The organism is Tumebacillus lacus, assembly GCF_026410385.1.
In the GTDB taxonomy this organism is placed as follows: Bacteria; Bacillota; Bacilli; order Tumebacillales; family Tumebacillaceae; genus Tumebacillus; species Tumebacillus lacus.
Window position 1 is genome coordinate 15527 of record NZ_JAPMLT010000008.1, and the last position, 14968, is coordinate 30494.

General features: G+C 59.7%; 11 protein-coding genes. 5 read left to right on the forward strand and 6 right to left on the reverse strand.

Going from position 1 to position 14968, the window contains the following annotated elements; all coding sequences use genetic code 11:
* Positions 1-16 precede the first annotated feature (16 nt).
* Genes OS242_RS13625 through OS242_RS13635 form a run of 3 tightly spaced genes read left to right on the forward strand, consistent with a single transcriptional unit; the run spans position 17 to position 3033 of the window.
* The gene (locus OS242_RS13625; RefSeq protein WP_267152235.1) at positions 17-832 is read left to right on the forward strand and encodes a nicotianamine synthase family protein; all 816 of its coding nucleotides are present in this window, start codon (positions 17-19) and stop codon (positions 830-832) included.
* Positions 833-2137 (forward strand): opine metallophore biosynthesis dehydrogenase, encoded by a 1305-nt coding sequence (locus OS242_RS13630; protein WP_267152236.1) that lies wholly within the window; start codon positions 833-835, stop codon positions 2135-2137.
* On the forward strand, positions 2134-3033 hold the full coding sequence (locus tag OS242_RS13635) for a DMT family transporter (RefSeq protein WP_323372949.1): 900 nt from the start codon (positions 2134-2136) through the stop codon (positions 3031-3033). Before OS242_RS13630 ends, OS242_RS13635 begins: the two co-directional genes overlap by 4 nt.
* Positions 3034-3108: 75 nt before the next feature.
* Here the strand turns inward: OS242_RS13635 and OS242_RS13640 are convergent, their stop codons facing one another.
* Complete coding sequence (locus tag OS242_RS13640) at positions 3109-3621, reverse strand: PepSY-associated TM helix domain-containing protein (RefSeq protein WP_267152237.1); 513 nt, start codon at positions 3619-3621, stop codon at positions 3109-3111.
* Between the two features lie 173 nt (positions 3622-3794).
* Between OS242_RS13640 and OS242_RS13645 the strand changes: the two genes are divergently transcribed.
* Entirely contained in the window at positions 3795-4400 is a 606-nt protein-coding gene (locus OS242_RS13645) for a C39 family peptidase (RefSeq protein WP_267152238.1), read from the forward strand.
* 47 nt (positions 4401-4447) lie between these two features.
* Here OS242_RS13645 and OS242_RS13650 read toward each other — a convergent pair whose 3' ends face one another.
* Positions 4448-8719 carry a phosphodiester glycosidase family protein gene (locus tag OS242_RS13650; RefSeq protein WP_267152239.1) on the reverse strand — a complete coding sequence of 1424 codons (4272 nt, stop codon included), beginning with the start codon at positions 8717-8719 and terminating at the stop codon, positions 4448-4450.
* Positions 8720-8834: 115 nt separating this feature from the next.
* On the opposite strand from OS242_RS13650, the gene OS242_RS13655 reads away from it, so the two are divergent.
* Positions 8835-9602: a TatD family hydrolase gene (locus OS242_RS13655; protein ID WP_267152240.1), complete on the forward strand. Its 768-nt coding sequence runs from the start codon at positions 8835-8837 to the stop codon at positions 9600-9602.
* 285 nt (positions 9603-9887) lie between these two features.
* Here the strand turns inward: OS242_RS13655 and OS242_RS13660 are convergent, their stop codons facing one another.
* From OS242_RS13660 to OS242_RS13675, 4 genes are all read right to left on the reverse strand, one after another.
* Entirely contained in the window at positions 9888-11864 is a 1977-nt protein-coding gene (locus tag OS242_RS13660) for an ABC transporter substrate-binding protein (RefSeq protein ID WP_267152241.1), read from the reverse strand.
* A 101-nt stretch (positions 11865-11965) separates the two neighbouring features.
* A complete protein-coding gene (locus tag OS242_RS13665) occupies positions 11966-13450 on the reverse strand; it encodes a nicotinate phosphoribosyltransferase (protein ID WP_267152242.1) in 1485 nt (494 codons plus the stop codon).
* Positions 13451-13494: 44 nt separating this feature from the next.
* Positions 13495-14292, reverse strand: a complete 798-nt coding sequence (locus OS242_RS13670; protein ID WP_267152243.1) for a DUF92 domain-containing protein — start codon at positions 14290-14292, stop codon at positions 13495-13497.
* A 53-nt stretch (positions 14293-14345) separates the two neighbouring features.
* On the reverse strand, positions 14346-14894 hold the full coding sequence (locus OS242_RS13675) for a PIN domain-containing protein (RefSeq protein ID WP_267152244.1): 549 nt from the start codon (positions 14892-14894) through the stop codon (positions 14346-14348).
* Between the last annotated feature and the right edge of the window lie 74 nt (positions 14895-14968).

Consider the following 14968-nt stretch of genomic DNA (forward strand, 5'->3'; position numbering starts at 1 on the left):
AAGGAGGCCATCCAGCGTGAAAGAGAAATATCAATTCTTGCTGTCCCTCAAATCTCTGGCGTTTGAAATCAACGAATTGAACCTCTACTCAAAAGCTGACTCCGTCTGCTATGAACTGTTGCAAGAAAAACTGGATCAACTCAGCCGCTTCATGATCTGCGAACACAATCTCCAGCAATGGAGCCTCTGGGAAGACCACGAGGAGATCCGCCTGCACAGCGGTCATCTCCGGGAAACATCGGTGCAGGCTCTGTGCGACATGGAGAAATATCAGTCGATCTGCACCTGCAACGAGGAGCTGAACATCAGCGACTACATCGGCGTCCTCTCCGGCACGGTCAAGCAAGAGGTCGAAGAGTTTGGCATCGACGGCAGTTCCAAAGTGCTTTTTATCGGCTCGGGTGCCTTTCCGCTCTCCGCTCTGACCATCGCCAAGGAGACGGGGGCGCAGGTGATGTGCCTCGACATCGATGCGGAGGCGGTGCATTTAGGCAAACAGATCGCCGACGCTTCCGGCCTGCATGCCAACGTCACATTTTCCGGCAACACCGCAGGAGAGCAGGCTTTCCTGCGGGAGGCCACCCACATCATCGTCGCGTCTCTCGTTCCGAACAAACTGGAGGTGCTCGCAGAGTTGAAAACAGTTGTGAATGACGACGTGCAGATCGCCGTGCGCTACGGCAACGGACTGAAATCGATCTTTAACTACCCGCTGGAACAGGATCTGTCCGTCGAGTGGAACCTTACCCGCATCACGCGGGAGCACAGCATCTACGACACGGTGGTGCTGACTCCAAAGCGGCATCCGGTCACAGAAAGGCAGGTCTATTAAATGAAGCAATCGTTTGGCAACACGCTGATCATCGGAGCTGGACCGGCTGCACTCCACGTCGCGGTCGATGTCTCGCGGGGCTGGCACGGGCAACTCGGGATGGCCAATCGCAAAGGCGCTCACACCGATCAGATCCTGCACGAGTTGGAGCGGTCGGGCAACCGGGTCCGGCTGGAAGCAAAGGCGGAGAAGTTTCAACACTTGGCTGCGGAAGCGACGCTGATGCACTTTTATGAAGGATTTGACGAGATCGACGATATCTGGGAGACGGTGATCGTCTGCACCCCGAGTGACAGCTACATCGAGGTCGTTGACGCGTTGCAACTTCACTCGTTGAACGCTGTGAAGCGTGTGTTGTTGCTCTCCCCTGGGATCGGATCGAATCTTTTGGTGCAAAGTCGCCTCGGCGAGGCAAGGGATCGGATTGAAGTGATCTCCTTTTCCACGTACTATGCGGCCACGAAATGCGAGTCGGTGACGGGCAGTCTGTTGACGTCTTCGATCAAAGGGTTGAAGCGGAAAGTGTATGTTGCTTCTAATAAGAAGGAAAGCACATCTGCCCTGGCGGTGCAGACGTTTTTGGAAAATGTCGGGGTGCAGTGCGAGGTGTTGCGTCATCCGATCGAGGCCGAGTGCCGGAGCATCACGACGTATGTGCATCCTCCCCTGTTCCTGAGCGAGTTCTCGCTCGGGGAGATCTTCAAATCGGTTCCTTCTAGGAAATACATGTACAAATTGTACCCTGAGGGTCCGATCACGCAGCATGTGATCCGCTCGATGCGGTTGCTGTGGGAGGAGGTTTCGGCGTTGGTCCGAGCGTTCGATGCGCAGCCGCTCAATTTGCTGAAGTTTCTCAACGACGACAACTACCCCGTCCATGAAGTGACGCTGTCCAGGGACGATGTCGAGCAGTTTGAGTCGTTCGATCCGGTCAAGCAAGAGTATCTGCTGTACGTTCGCTACTCGTCGATCTTGATCGATCCGTTTTCGGAGCCGGATGAACAGGGCCGCTACTTTGAATTTTCGGCGGTGCCTTACAAGCAGGTGCACAAAGACAAGGACGGCAACTGGGTGATCCCCCGGATTCCGTACGAAGACTACAAGCGGCTCAAACTGCTGCACGGGCTCGGGGAAAAGGTCAACGTCCCGATGCCGGAGACGGCTCGGCTGATCTCCCTATTTGAGGCCAAGCTGCGCGAATTTATGGAAGCGGAAGGTCGCGAAAAGTTCCGTCCGGACCTCTTCGAAGACACCACCGCGGTCGAAGTGGCCGCTCTATATCAGGAACGGGGGGCTCGCAGATGATGAAAACGGGGTCGAGCCTCACAGGGCAGCAGCGTCCTTTTGCTTCGCTGATGAAAAACGGTGTGCTGTTTGCGATGTTGTCTTCGCTTGTCTTCAGTGTCATGAACGCGCTGGTCAAACAGGTCAGCGTGACGATCCCCTCTGCGGAGATCGCATTTTTCCGAGGGTTGATCGGGACGGTGATCATCCTGTTTATCATGAGATCGAGCCGGGTGCCGTTTTCCCGCACCGGCATCCCGATGCTTTTGACGCGCGGTGTGCTGGGCGCGCTGTACCTGATCGCCTACTTTTACACGATCTCCAAGATCCCGCTGACCGATGCCAGCATCTTGGCGCACATGTCGCCGATCTTTGTGTTCATCCTGTCGGTCGTGCTGCTCAAGGAAAAACTCTCACGGCGAACGCTGCTGATCCTGCCGGTTTTCATCGCCGGCGCGCTGTTGCTCGTCAAGCCGTTCGAGTACTCCTCCTACTCGGTCTACGCGCTGGTCGGCGTGCTCAGTGCCGTGCTGGCAGCCGGGGCGGCGACGTCGATCCGCTATCTGAGCCAAAAACATCACACGTACGAGATCGTGTTTTACTTCCTCGCCGTCTCAACGGTGGTGGCGATACCGTTCATGTGGAACGGATTTGTGATGCCGTCGCTGGTCGACTGGATGCTCTTGCTCGCCATCGGAGTCGTCTCCCTGCTCGGACAGCTCTTCCTGACCAAAGCGTTCACGCATGAAAATCCGGTCGTCGTCGAGATCGTCCGCTACATCGGCATCTTGTACAACGCGATGTGGGGCTTCCTGTTTTGGGCGGAGATCCCCGATGCGTTCACGATCACCGGCGGCGTGCTGATCATCGTCGGATGCGTGCTGTTGTCGCGACAAAAAAAGCCCATCAGTGCCTGAAGCCATCGCTTCTTATGCTCGTTTTGACAAACAAAAAGGCGTGGTCGGTCAATTGACCAACCACGCCTCTTTTCGCTACTCTGTTTTTTCCTGTTTCTTTTTCATCCGTCGACGAAGCGGGAAAAAGTACACATATCCGGTGAGCACCAATACGACCGTCAGAACCGAGATGACCTCAAGCAACGTCACGTACTGCAGATTCTCCCACTCCCCGACATGCAGTCCATACAAGAGATCAAGGATCGGACTTTGTTTCAAAGCTTGTATCTGTCCGGTATGATCGATTGTCAGTCGAAGAATGGGATCACGCGATACATACACTTTGAACTTGTCACCCGACTTGGAGACGGAGCGAATTTCCTCCCAAGTATACTCCCCCGTCGCGACCAACTGCGTTCCGATGTAAGAGAGAGTCCAATCGGCCTGATTGGCCGGCACTTCAATCTTTGTGTGTTGCAAATCGGTCGCTTCCTCTTGGTACCAAGGAACATTCAGCAGTAAAAATCCTGTCACTGCCCACATGATCAAAAATAAGCTCACCACGAGTCCTGCATAGCGATGCAGTTTACGATTCATCTGTCGAAACACGGTGCGATCCCCTCTCGATGGTCGATTTCCTGTTAATATCGCCCATCATACAACATCTGTCGCGTTGGGCGCATGGCCCGATGTGGCTAGTAAGTGATGAAAGAAACGTGAACAATTTTCGCAGGACACCTTTTCCGCTGCGTCGAAAGAGCCTAAAAAGGAGGTCGTTGCGAATGACTGTGAGGATCGAGGGCGTGCCCGTCCTCTACCAATACCCCGTACTTCCCACCGGCTGTGAGGCGACGGCACTGACGATGTTGCTCAACTGGGCCGGGGTCGACGTGACAAAGGAAGCGGTGGCCGACGGGCTGGTCAAGGAGCCCACCCCGTTCGAGCGGGACGGCAAGCTCGTCGGGGGCAATCCCCACCGGGCGTTTATCGGCGATCCGTATGACAAGGAGAGCTACGGGACGTTTCATGAGGTGATCGCGGCGGCGCTGGAGGGGTATCTTCCGAGGAAGGCGTGGGATGTGAGCGGGCTGAGTTTCGAGGAGTTGCTGGCTCATGTCGAGGCAGGCCGCCCGGTGGTGGTGTGGGCGACGATCGAGTTGAAAGAGCCGCGTCCGACCGACCTCTGGGAGGACATCGACGACTCGGGCACGATGATCCAGTGGCGGTCGCCGGAGCACTGCATGACGCTGGTCGGCTACGGCGAGGAGGTCGTCGTGATCAATGACCCGCATACGGGAAAGCAAGAGCACTACGACCGTGACCTGTTCCGCCTCCGTTGGGAGCAGATGGGGCAGCAAGCGGTGACGGTAAAGAGCGATCAGGCATAGACAGACGAGAAAAAGCCGTCCCGGTGTGTGGGGACGGCTTTTTGGTGCTATTTTTTGGTGACGACGGTGACACTCTCCGCCTTGCTCGCGATCACGGTGCCGTCTGCGGCGACGATCTCGACGAGGTAGCGGTAGACGCCCGCTTCGTGGAACTTCAGCATAAAGTCGCTCGTGTACGCGGCGGTGGCGACGCCGTTTTCGTCGAAGGTGAGTTTGTGGTACTCAACGTCTGTTTCATTCCACGACTTAAAATCTGTTGCGGAGATCTGACCTTTATCGTTGAAAGAAATCCGTAAATGATACTGTTTTTCTGCGTCCTCCGGGTGGAAGATCGCGGTCATCGAGAACTTGTTTTGTTCCCGCAAGACCAGTTCGGACGGGAGTTCGCTGGTCAGGACAGACGGGACGCGCACTTGTGTCTTCGCTTCCCGCCAGCCGGATCTCAACGTGATCTCCACTGTGCCCGGAGCGACTGCTTTGACCTCTCCGTCGCTGTCAACGGTCGCGACGTTCGGATCGCTGGTGATCCACTCCGTTTTAAAAGGATCTGCGACCGGCAGCGTGATCGGAGCGTTGAGCGAAGTCTGGAAGATGCCGTCTGCGGCCAGTTTCGCGCTCTCGCCGACACGCAGTTCGGCCGCTTCTTTCGTCCAGCGGATGGAGTCGAGGAGCGGGACGACTTCCCATTGCAGGTCGTCGCCGTCGATCTTCAGATTTACGTAATGGAAGTACCCGCCTTCGTTGGCCGGGATGTGCGTGTACTTGCCGCCGCCCCCGGAGATGATGTACTCGACGCCCTGCACCGTCTTGTGGTGGTAGGCGTGGAGGTCGCCGCTGAGGACGACGATCTTTTTCTCAGGATGGGCCGCTTTGTACGCGCCGAGCAGGTCGTAGAAGCGCTGTGCTTCCGCCGGATCTTTGAACCCGTGACCGGTGTTGAAGTCTTTGCCCTCGGCGCTGACTTCATCCGGCGGGACGTGCATGAAGAGGAAGATGTGGCTCTGCTCGGTGCTGTCTTGCAGCGTCTGTGCCAGCCACGGCCACTGCGACGGGTCGGAGTTGCTGATCTTGCCCGACGCGGAGTCGAGGCCAATGATGCGGGCGTTGCCGTAGTCGTAGAAATAGGTCGGCTCGCCGAACGTCTTTTGGTAGTTGACCCGCGAGTTGGTGCCGGAGATCTCGTGGTTGCCTATGGAGACGATGTACGGCGCGCGGAAGGCGTTCATGTTTTCGACGCCGAGCACGTAGTTGGCCGCCGTGTCGTTTTCCACGATGTCGCCGGTGTAGCCGATCAGTTCGGACGGCTCTTGGTTGATGCGGGCGATCTGCTCGCGGAGCAGGATGTCGGCGGCGGTCTGCCCTTGCCCGGCCGCGTAGTAGCCGCCGTCGCCGATGACGCTCATCTGGAAGGAGTCGGCGTTTTGCGGCTGACCGAGCGGTGCGCCGACGGTGAACGCCCACGTCTTCGTGGCCGGGTTGTTGTTTCGGTCGGCGACGGTGACGGTGACTTGGTGCGTCGTGCCCGATTCCCATTTCACAGCCGGGGTGAACCAGACGGTGCCGCTCGTCTCGTCGGTGCTGTGAGCGACCGTTTCGCCGTCGACCGTCAGGGTCGTTTTGCCGGAGTCGATGCCCGTGTACGCATCGGTCGCTTGGACGGCGATGCGCGGTCGGTCGGTGCGTGTGGTCGTGCCGTCATGCGGCGCGATCACGGAGACGGTCGGTGCGTCCGTATCCGGGCCGGTGTAGACGTTGAACGTCCACTCCCCTCGCGGCAAGGCCGGATTGCCGACTTTGTCGGTGGCGTCGAGGACGACGGTGTGAGGGCCGTCTGTCAGCGCCGTCGCCGGGGTGAAGGTGACTTTCCCGGTGGCCGCGTCGTACTGGTGGGCGACGAGGTGGCCGTCGAGGGTCATTTTCAGGGAGCCGGTGTCGACGCCGCTGCCGTCATCGCGGACGGTGGCGGAGATCGTCGGTTGATTGCTGTAGATCTTTTGACCCGCTGCCGGTGCATACGCCGAGAAGGTCGGGCCGACGAGGTCTTCGCCGGTGTCGCTGTAGACGGCGCGCAGGTTGTCAAAATAGATCGAGCCGCTGTTTTTGTTGGCGACGCTGGTCTCGACGAGGTAGAGTTGGCGGATCGCCAGCGGCAAGACCGCGTCGGACGGGAGGGTCGCTTCGACGTACTTCCAGCCGACCCAGTTCAGGCCGCCTGCCGGGGTGAAGTCGATCGTCTTTTTGGTCAGGTTGCCGTCCTCATACTGGCCTCGCAACCAGTGGTTTTTGCCGTCGCCGTAGACCCAGAGGCCGAATTTTTGCGGTCGTCCCTCGATGGCGCGGCCGATCAGTCCGGCCGTGCCGCGGATGTTGACGTAGGCGGCGGAGGTGCCCGCTTGGCCGGTGAAGTCGTACGCCAGTTTGGCGGCGTGCGTGCCGTAGCGGACCGGGTTCGGGCGGCTCGTCAGGGAGAGCGAGACCGAGTTGGCCCGGGCCGAGGAGGAGTAGAGGTCCGTGATGTCTTCGAAGTCTTCCAGCATCACCGGTGGTTTGCCGATGTTGACGACAGCTTCCGCACGGGCGGTGCCAAAGACGGCGATCACTTTGCCGCTGGCGGTGCCGGTGACGGCGGTGAGTTCGCCGTTCGGCGAGATCGTGCCGATGGCGCCTTCGGTCGACCACGTCACGCGGTCGGGAGAGAGCACGATCTCCTGCCCGGCTGCGTCATAGCCTTTGACGGTGAAGAGCTGTTTGTCGCCCGGGTTGACCAATGCCGGTGATGGGACCAGCGTGAGGCGGGCGACCGTGTCGACCACCGCCACGTCGACTCCTGCTGTCACGCCGCCGGAGCGGACGGTGACGGTGCCTTCCCCCGGCTGAGCGGCGGCGGTGAGCACGCCGCTTGCCGAGACGCTGCCGACGGCAGGATCGACCGACCACGTCAGAGCGGCCGGATCGACCGGAAGCCCGTTGTAATGCTGATCCTGCCCTTTCACGGTAAACGGCAAGGTGCCGCCCGCGATCAGTTTGACCGGCCCTTTCGGCTGCGGTACGAGGTGGGCCAGTTCGCCTTGTGGAGCGGTGGAGACGACCATCATCGCGTTGGAGACGGCACGTTCAAAGCCGTCGGAAGGCGAGTTGAGGATCGACAGCCCGGTGTCGCCCGGCAGTCGCGCCGCGTAGGTGGTCGAGCCGCCGCCGTCGACGTTGAAGGCGCTTTCCATGCCGATGCCGGCGAGGTAGCGCGCCCCTTCGGCGATGGTGACGCCGTCGCTGTAGGTCGGCTGACGGCCGTCGAAGGTGAGGAACGCGATCTTGCCGTCACGCGCCGCGACGAACGTGCGCGGGTGACGGTCGACGTTGTCGTTCAACGCCGCTGCGGTCGGTTGGCCGTTTTGCACCATCGTGGTCGAGCCGGTGACGATCTGCCGGGCAGCGGTCAGGCCGTTGTCGAGATCGAGCCGCACGGTGACCGAGCGACCCGGCGTCAGGTGGGCCTGCGCCCACGATGCTTGCGCCCCGCTGGCGGAGATCGCCCATTTGCCGGCCGGGATCGCGTTGTTGGTCGCGGTGCTGACCGACTCGACGGTGGCGGAGAGCGTCTGACCGAGCGCGAGTTTGGCATCGGTCGGGTGGAGGACGATCTCGACGCCCGTTCCCACCGATTTCGTAGTGGCGTTAAATCGAGGGCTGTACAGGTAGAGATGGTTTGTCGCCCCGCTGGTGCGCGGCTTGTTGACGCCGCCGTTAAAAGCGCGGGTCTCCCCCGTGTCAGCCAGCGTGAGAGCGGTGGTCAGCGTGATCCCGGAGCCGATCTTGAAGCTCCCGTCGCCAAACACGGCCAGATAGCCGCGCCCCGGCACGGAGGTGCCGGTGACCAACTCCCCGTTGCTTACCTGCAGGCCGACGGGCGTGCCCGCGTAGGTCGGATCGGTGTTGAAAAAGTCCATGTTGAAGCCGCCGACGACGCGTTGGTCTGCGCCGCCCAGTTGCGCGGCTTGGTTTCGCACGGTGTCGAGGGCGATGACTTTGCCCTTGGGCGAGGTGACTTCGAGGCGGATGTTCGGGTCGGTCGGATCGACCTCCATCATGTTGACCGCTTCGACGTGCTCGCCGTCGTGCAGGGTGCGTTCCGTGTGGACGACGCCCGGCGCGACGATGAAGCTGTCTTCGCTGACGGTGACAAACGGGCTGTCACCGGCCGCACTTGTGCTCGGGACAAGTCCCGATACGATCAGCGTGAGGGCCAACAGCCAGCAGAGCATGTGGCGCAGCACGGGCTGTCGGTGGAACAGGCTCGACTGTCTCGCGAGTGGATGCAAATCATTTCACTCCTTTTTCGGAATTTACTGTACATTTACTGATATTCGCATTTACTTCCGGCAACCCTTCCTTTACAGAGCGATTTGGTAAAATAGCAAGAGGAGGTGATCTGCGATGATCGATGCGCACCTGCATCTGGCACAATATCCGGCTGAGACGGTGGAACGGGAGATCGCCGCTTGGCGAGCGGGCGGTGTGGAAAGTGTGATCGCGGTAGCGACCGATGTGCGGAGCTGTCATCGCACGCTGGAGTTGCAACGGCGACACCCGGACTTTGTGCGGGCGGCGCTCGGCTGGCATCCGGAGCAGGCGTTGCCGAAGCGGTCGGAGCGGGAGGAGATCTTTGCGCTGATTCAAAACGAACAGCCCTCCCTCGCCGCGATTGGCGAAGTCGGGCTGCCGCATTATTCGCAGACGGAGCACTTGGCGGGCTACCAGGAGTTGTTGGCGGAGTTTGCCGTGCTGGCGGCGGAGACGGGATTGCCGCTGGTCCTGCATGCGGTGCATGACAAGGCAGGGCTGGCTTTGCAAGTGTTGGAGCGACATTCCGGTGTGCGGGCGCATTTTCATTGGTTGAAAGCCGATGCACCTGCGCTCGACGCTCTGCTCGCAGCCGGGCACATCGTCTCCGTGACGCCGGAGGTATGCTGGCGGGAGCGGGACCAGGAATTGGCACGCCGGGTGCCGCTTGCGCAGTTGTTGATCGAGACGGACGGCCCCTGGCCGTATGAGGGTCCGTTTGCCGGACGGCCGACCACGCCGCTCTTTCTGAATGAGGTGCGGGGCGCGGTCGCCCGCTTGAAAGGGATCACGGCCGAGGAGTTGGATGCGTCGTGCAGGCAGACGGTACGGGCGTTCTATGGAGCGAGTGGGAAATCGTGAGCCATCATTTCCCACTCGCTCCTACCCCCATCAAGAGACGGACACGTCCGTACTCTATAGCACACAATCGTACATTGTGTGACTGACAGGCCCCAGGGCTCGAGCAAAGGAGGTATAACCTCTACGGACGCTGCAGATACTATTCTTACACTTAGCTTTCTCCTTCTGATGGAAGCACGGTACTTGTGGCGCAAGTACCGTGCCTTTTCTATTTCGCCGATACACATATCAAAACGGCCTCCCGGAGCGGAAGGCCGTTTTTTTGTGCGTGGATGCGCAGGTGTGCTATTTCCCCGAGACAAACGTGTGCTTGAGGTCGAGGGACGGGAAGAACGAGTTGGTTTGCAGGTTCTTCACGTACGGTTTGACCACGAACGATTTGTTGTGGAAGGCGACCGGGCCGATCGGCATGTCGGCCATCAGTTGCTCCTCCGCATGGCGCAGCATCTCCATGCGCTTTTCAGCGTCCGGCATCGCCTTGGCTTCGCGGATCAACACATCGTAGGCGGCGTTGCTGTAGCCGACGTGGTTGAAGGGTGCTCCGGTCGTCCACATGTCGAGGAACGTCATCGGATCGTTGTAGTCGGCACCCCACAGCGCGAACGCCATGTCATAGTCACCCGTATCGGTGCGTTGGAGACGGACTTTATACGACACCGGTTCCAACTCGACCTGGATGCCAAGGCCCCGCTCCCAATGATGAGCCAGCACTTCGCCGCCCAGTCTGCCCGTGGCGGTGTCGTCGACGAGCAGTTTCAAGGTCGGGAACTCGGTCAGGCCGAGTTGCTTCATCCCTTCTGCCAGCATGCCTTTCGCTTGGGTCAAACGGGTGTCACGGTCGATCAGGTCGCCCGCGTCTTTGCGGTAGTCGCCGCCTTTGCCGTTGGAGACGCCCGTCGGGACAAATCCGGTCGCAGCTTCGGAGCCGTTGTTGTACACGTGACCGGCGTACGTCTTTGCGTCCACCGCGTAGGTCAGCGCTTTGCGGATCAGCGCATTTTGCAACGCAGGCACTTTCTGGTTGTAGTTGACGTAAGAGACGATCAGATCGTGCCCTACTTGAAGGTCTTTGGAGTCTTTGTAGGTGTCATACTGATCGCTCGACACCATGAATCGGTCGAGGTGGCCCGCTTTGTACATCGCTTCCAGCGCGTTTTGATCGCCCGCGATGTGGAAGGTCGCTTTCGGCAGCTTGACCTGTTTTTGATCCCAGTACGTGAGGTTTTTCTCGACGGTCAGGGAGTTGTGCAGATCCCAAGCGGTCAGTTTGAACGGCCCGTTGGACAGCAGATTGGCCGGGCCGTTGCCGTATGCGGCGCCTTTTGCCTCGACGAACGATTGCTTTTGCGGGAAGAAGATCGGGAGCGTGACCAGTTCGCTGAAATACGGCACCGGGCGGGTCAATTCGATGCGCAGCGTGCGGTCGTCGATGGCCCGGACGGCGACGTCGTCGGCGTCTCCCTTGCCCGCGTTGAAGTCGAGCGCGCCTTTGACGGTGTCGGTCAGGTGGAATGCGTACTGCGAGCGGGTGCCCGGATCGACCATGCGCTTCCATGCATACTCAAAGTCGGCGGCGGTGACGGTGGAGCCGTCCGACCATTTCGCGTCATCGCGCAGGCGGTAGGTGTAGGTCATGCCGTCTGTCGAGACGTCCAAGGCGCTGGCCACGCCCGGCACCACGCGGCCGTTGTCATCGAGGCGGGTCAGTCCTTCGCCGATCTGGTTGATGACATCGTGCGTTTGATAAGCGGTCGCTTGGGCCGGATCGAGCGATTCCGGCTCATGGGTCAGCGCGAGGTTGAGCGGGTGGCGCAGGCCCGGCGGGTAGATGCCGGTGGTGATCACGACGGTGCTGGCAGCGGCGTTCCACTGCACATCCGCCCCCAGCGCTTCCCCGACAAATCGCAGCGGCACCATCGTGCGGTTGCCGGAGATCTCAGCGGCGGTGTCGAGCGGGATCGCCTGTCCGTCGATCGTGCCGGTCTGGGAGCCGATCGGCAGTTTGATCACGGTGCCGTCTTTGGTCGCGGTGACCGTCGAGGTGGCCGCATCCCACTGGACGGCGGCACCGAGCTTTTCAAGGATGGCGCGGAACGGGACGAGCGTGCGGTTGTTTTTCAGATACGGCGCGGATTCGAACGATTGCTCCACTCCGTCGATCTGGATGTGGATGTGGTTTTCGTGCGCGCTCGCAACGCCGGGAACGGCGAGCAGCGAGAGGGCAGTCAAGGTGAGGACCGATTTTCCAGCCATGCTTTTCATATGGGTCTAACCTCCTGAAATTCCAGAAATTTGTCACTTCCTGAAAGTTTAGTCACCACGAAGCAGCCCAACGTTTCACGGGCTGGAAAAAAAAGTTTGTGTTATTGATTGAGATCACGGTTGAGTTTTTCCTTCATGCCGTGGATCATCTGCATTTTCATGTCGTATGTCTGTTTGGACAAGGAGACATGGTACGGCTCCGGGTTGAGCAGGCGCAGGGTCTCCGGCCAGAACAGGCCGATCTGCTGACGATGGTGCTCCCGGATCGCGTCGAGGGTGGGGAGTTCGTAGACTTGCTCGCCCTTTTGGTATATCGGTGTGAGCAGGTCGACCGCGTCGTACTCGGTGATCGTTTTGTTCAGATAGGTGTGCACCGGGTCGAACAGGGTCAAGGGCTCGCCTTTTGCAGCGTCCGTTTCGGACTGCAAGGTGAGATAGTCCCCGACCGCTTTGCCCGTTTCGCGGGAGATGATGCGGTAGACGTTTTTCAAACCTGGCGTGGTGATCTTTTCCGGGTTGCCTGAGATCTTGATCGTCGGCGCGAGGGTGCCGTCTGCCGTCTCTTTGGCGACGAGCTTGTACACCCCGCCGAGGGCCGGGTGGTCGGCAGCGGTGATCAACTGCGTGCCGATGCCCCACGAATCGATGCGGGCGCCTTGCGCTTTCAAATGCAGGATCGTGTGCTCGTCGAGGTCGTTGGACGCGACGATTTTCACATGCGTGAGACCGGCAGCATCGAGCATTTTGCGGGCTTCGATGGAGAGGTAGGCGAGGTCGCCGCTGTCGAGGCGGATCGCCTGCACCGTTTTGCCGTCGCCCTGAGCGGCGAGCCGCTTCGCGACTTTGATCGCGTTCGGGACGCCGCTTTTCAGCGTGTCGTAGGTGTCGACGAGCAGCGTGGATTGACCGGGCAGCGCGTCTGCAAATCGGGTGAACGCCTCCTCCTCGCTGTCGAAGTCCTGCACCCACGCGTGGGCGTGCGTGCCTTTGGTCGGGATGCCGAACAGCTGACCGGCGCGCATGTTCGACGTCGCGTGGAACCCGGACACGTACGCAGCCCGCGCACCCCAGATCGCGGCGTCCGCCTCTTGGGCGCGGCGGGTGCCGAACTCCATCAGGATGTCATCGGGCGCGACCACTTTGATGCGGGCGGCTTTGGTGGCGATCAACGTTTGGAAGTTGAAGAAATTCAGCACGGCCGTCTCGATCAGTTGCGCTTCGAAGATGCGGCCTTCGACGCGCAGGAACGGAACGTTCGGGAAGACCAGCGTGCCCTCTTCGCAGGCGTACAGATCGCCGGTGAAGCGGAACGATTTCAATTCTTCGAGGAAGGCCGGGTCGTAGTTCTCTTCCTGTTCGCGCAGGTAGTCGAGGGCGGCCTCGTCGAAGCGCAGCGAGTTGATGTAGCGGACGACGCGCTCCAGACCGGCGGAGACTGCGTAGCCGTTGCCAAACGGGAGTTTGCGGAAGTAGGCTTCGAAGACCGCTTTTTTGTTGTGCGTGTTGTGTTTCCAGTGCGCGTACATCATGTTGATCTGGTATTTGTCGGTATGTAAAACGAGGTTCGCCTGTTGTTCTGCGTACATGGAGGATACCTCTTTTCTTTTGTTTGGAGTTTGGTGATCGATTTCTAAAACAGCGCGACTGCCATCAGGACGGCAAGGCCGCCTGCAGCGGAGGCGATCAGATTGACGGCGTCGTTGTTCAGCCAGCGAACGCCGCGGTGGTAGTGTGTTTCGGTGCCGCAGTGGCGGGCGGCTTCCAGCTCGCGGTGACAGACGGGGCAGCGATTGAGGCGTTGCACGGTCGCGCCGAGCCACGAGTCGGTCAGCGAGCCGACCAGCCCGCCGAGGAGGGCCAAAGGCACGAGGTGTTCGGCGCTTTGCGAGGGCTGGATCAGCAGGAGCAGCGCAGCGACGAGCCCGATGAACAGGCCGCCGAGCACGCTGGCGAGCAGACCGAGCCCGGTGATCCCGCCCGATGTGCCGGGGGCGACGGGGCGCAGGGTACGGATCGAGCGGGGCGGCACGCGGCTCAGCCCGCCGATCTCGGTGGCCCACGTGTCGGCGGTGACGGTCGCCATCACGCCGATGAACGCCGCCCACCACAGCGGATGCGGGGCGACGGCGTTGGCGAGGACGAGCAGTGCGGCGAGCCCGCCGTTGGCCAGCACTTGACCGGCATCCCGGCGGCCCGATTTTTCGTAGGTGGATTCGACGGCCGCTTTTTGGCGATGCTTCCACTTGGACAGCAGGGACGACGACACGAAAAAGGCGATCAACGTCCCAAACCACGCCAAGCTCCCCGCCGCATACAACACCGTCCCCACCGCCACCGCCATCGCAAACCCGGACCCGGACAAAGACCGCTTCCAATAGGCCAGCCCCGCAATGGTCACGCTGCCAAGCAAACCGATCAGCCAGGTCATAGGGGGAGTCTCCTTTGTTGTTGAATGGGAATATATTCCGAGTCTACCACTACTCACTCCTCTTGGAAAATAGCCAATGCTGCATCAGGCGTCATGATCTGAATTCGTCCAAGCGAGTTGGGGAAATCTTTCAAGTTCCGTGTGATGATCGCATCGCTATCCGTCTCCAGTGCACCCACCATCACATGCAGATCGTCCAAATCAACTTGGGACGGCATGACACGCGTCTTCTGCCAAATGGTATTCAGCAGATCATCCCGCGTGCGATTGGTCAATTCGTAGAGGACCTCATGCAACGGCATCCGATAGGCACGGGGATCGAGCATAAATCCGCGGCCGATACTGACTTTGCGAATGTTCTCGACACTGAGCATCGGATACAGGCTTTCCAAAAAGCTGTCGATCTCCTCTTCGGTGTACTTAAATCTGTTGTTTTTGCCCATCCCCACTCTGCATTTGTTCATAAACTCCGCAATCACCACCTCGGTAATAACGGGTTCATACACTTTTTGAAGCCCCAACTTAAGCAATTGATTCGCTGTTCCCTTGGGAGACAGAATGCTCGCACACAAGTTGTTCGTGTCGATCAACAATTTCTTCACTGGTACACCCCCGGACAAAAATAAAGGGCGAGCATCTGCAAAACAGAGCTCACCCAAACATATCGCGTGTATTA

What these genes read in the sequence shown, in the direction of transcription:
- OS242_RS13645 (WP_267152238.1), top strand. Translation starts at nt 3,795, where the DNA reads ATGACTGTGAGGATCGAGGGCGTGCCCGTCCTCTACCAATACCCCGTA.
- OS242_RS13665 (WP_267152242.1), bottom strand. Translation starts at nt 13,450, where the DNA reads ATGTACGCAGAACAACAGGCGAACCTCGTTTTACATACCGACAAATAC.
- OS242_RS13635 (WP_323372949.1), top strand. Translation starts at nt 2,134, where the DNA reads ATGATGAAAACGGGGTCGAGCCTCACAGGGCAGCAGCGTCCTTTTGCT.
- OS242_RS13630 (WP_267152236.1), top strand. Translation starts at nt 833, where the DNA reads ATGAAGCAATCGTTTGGCAACACGCTGATCATCGGAGCTGGACCGGCT.
- OS242_RS13655 (WP_267152240.1), top strand. Translation starts at nt 8,835, where the DNA reads ATGATCGATGCGCACCTGCATCTGGCACAATATCCGGCTGAGACGGTG.
- OS242_RS13660 (WP_267152241.1), bottom strand. Translation starts at nt 11,864, where the DNA reads ATGAAAAGCATGGCTGGAAAATCGGTCCTCACCTTGACTGCCCTCTCG.
- OS242_RS13670 (WP_267152243.1), bottom strand. Translation starts at nt 14,292, where the DNA reads ATGACCTGGCTGATCGGTTTGCTTGGCAGCGTGACCATTGCGGGGCTG.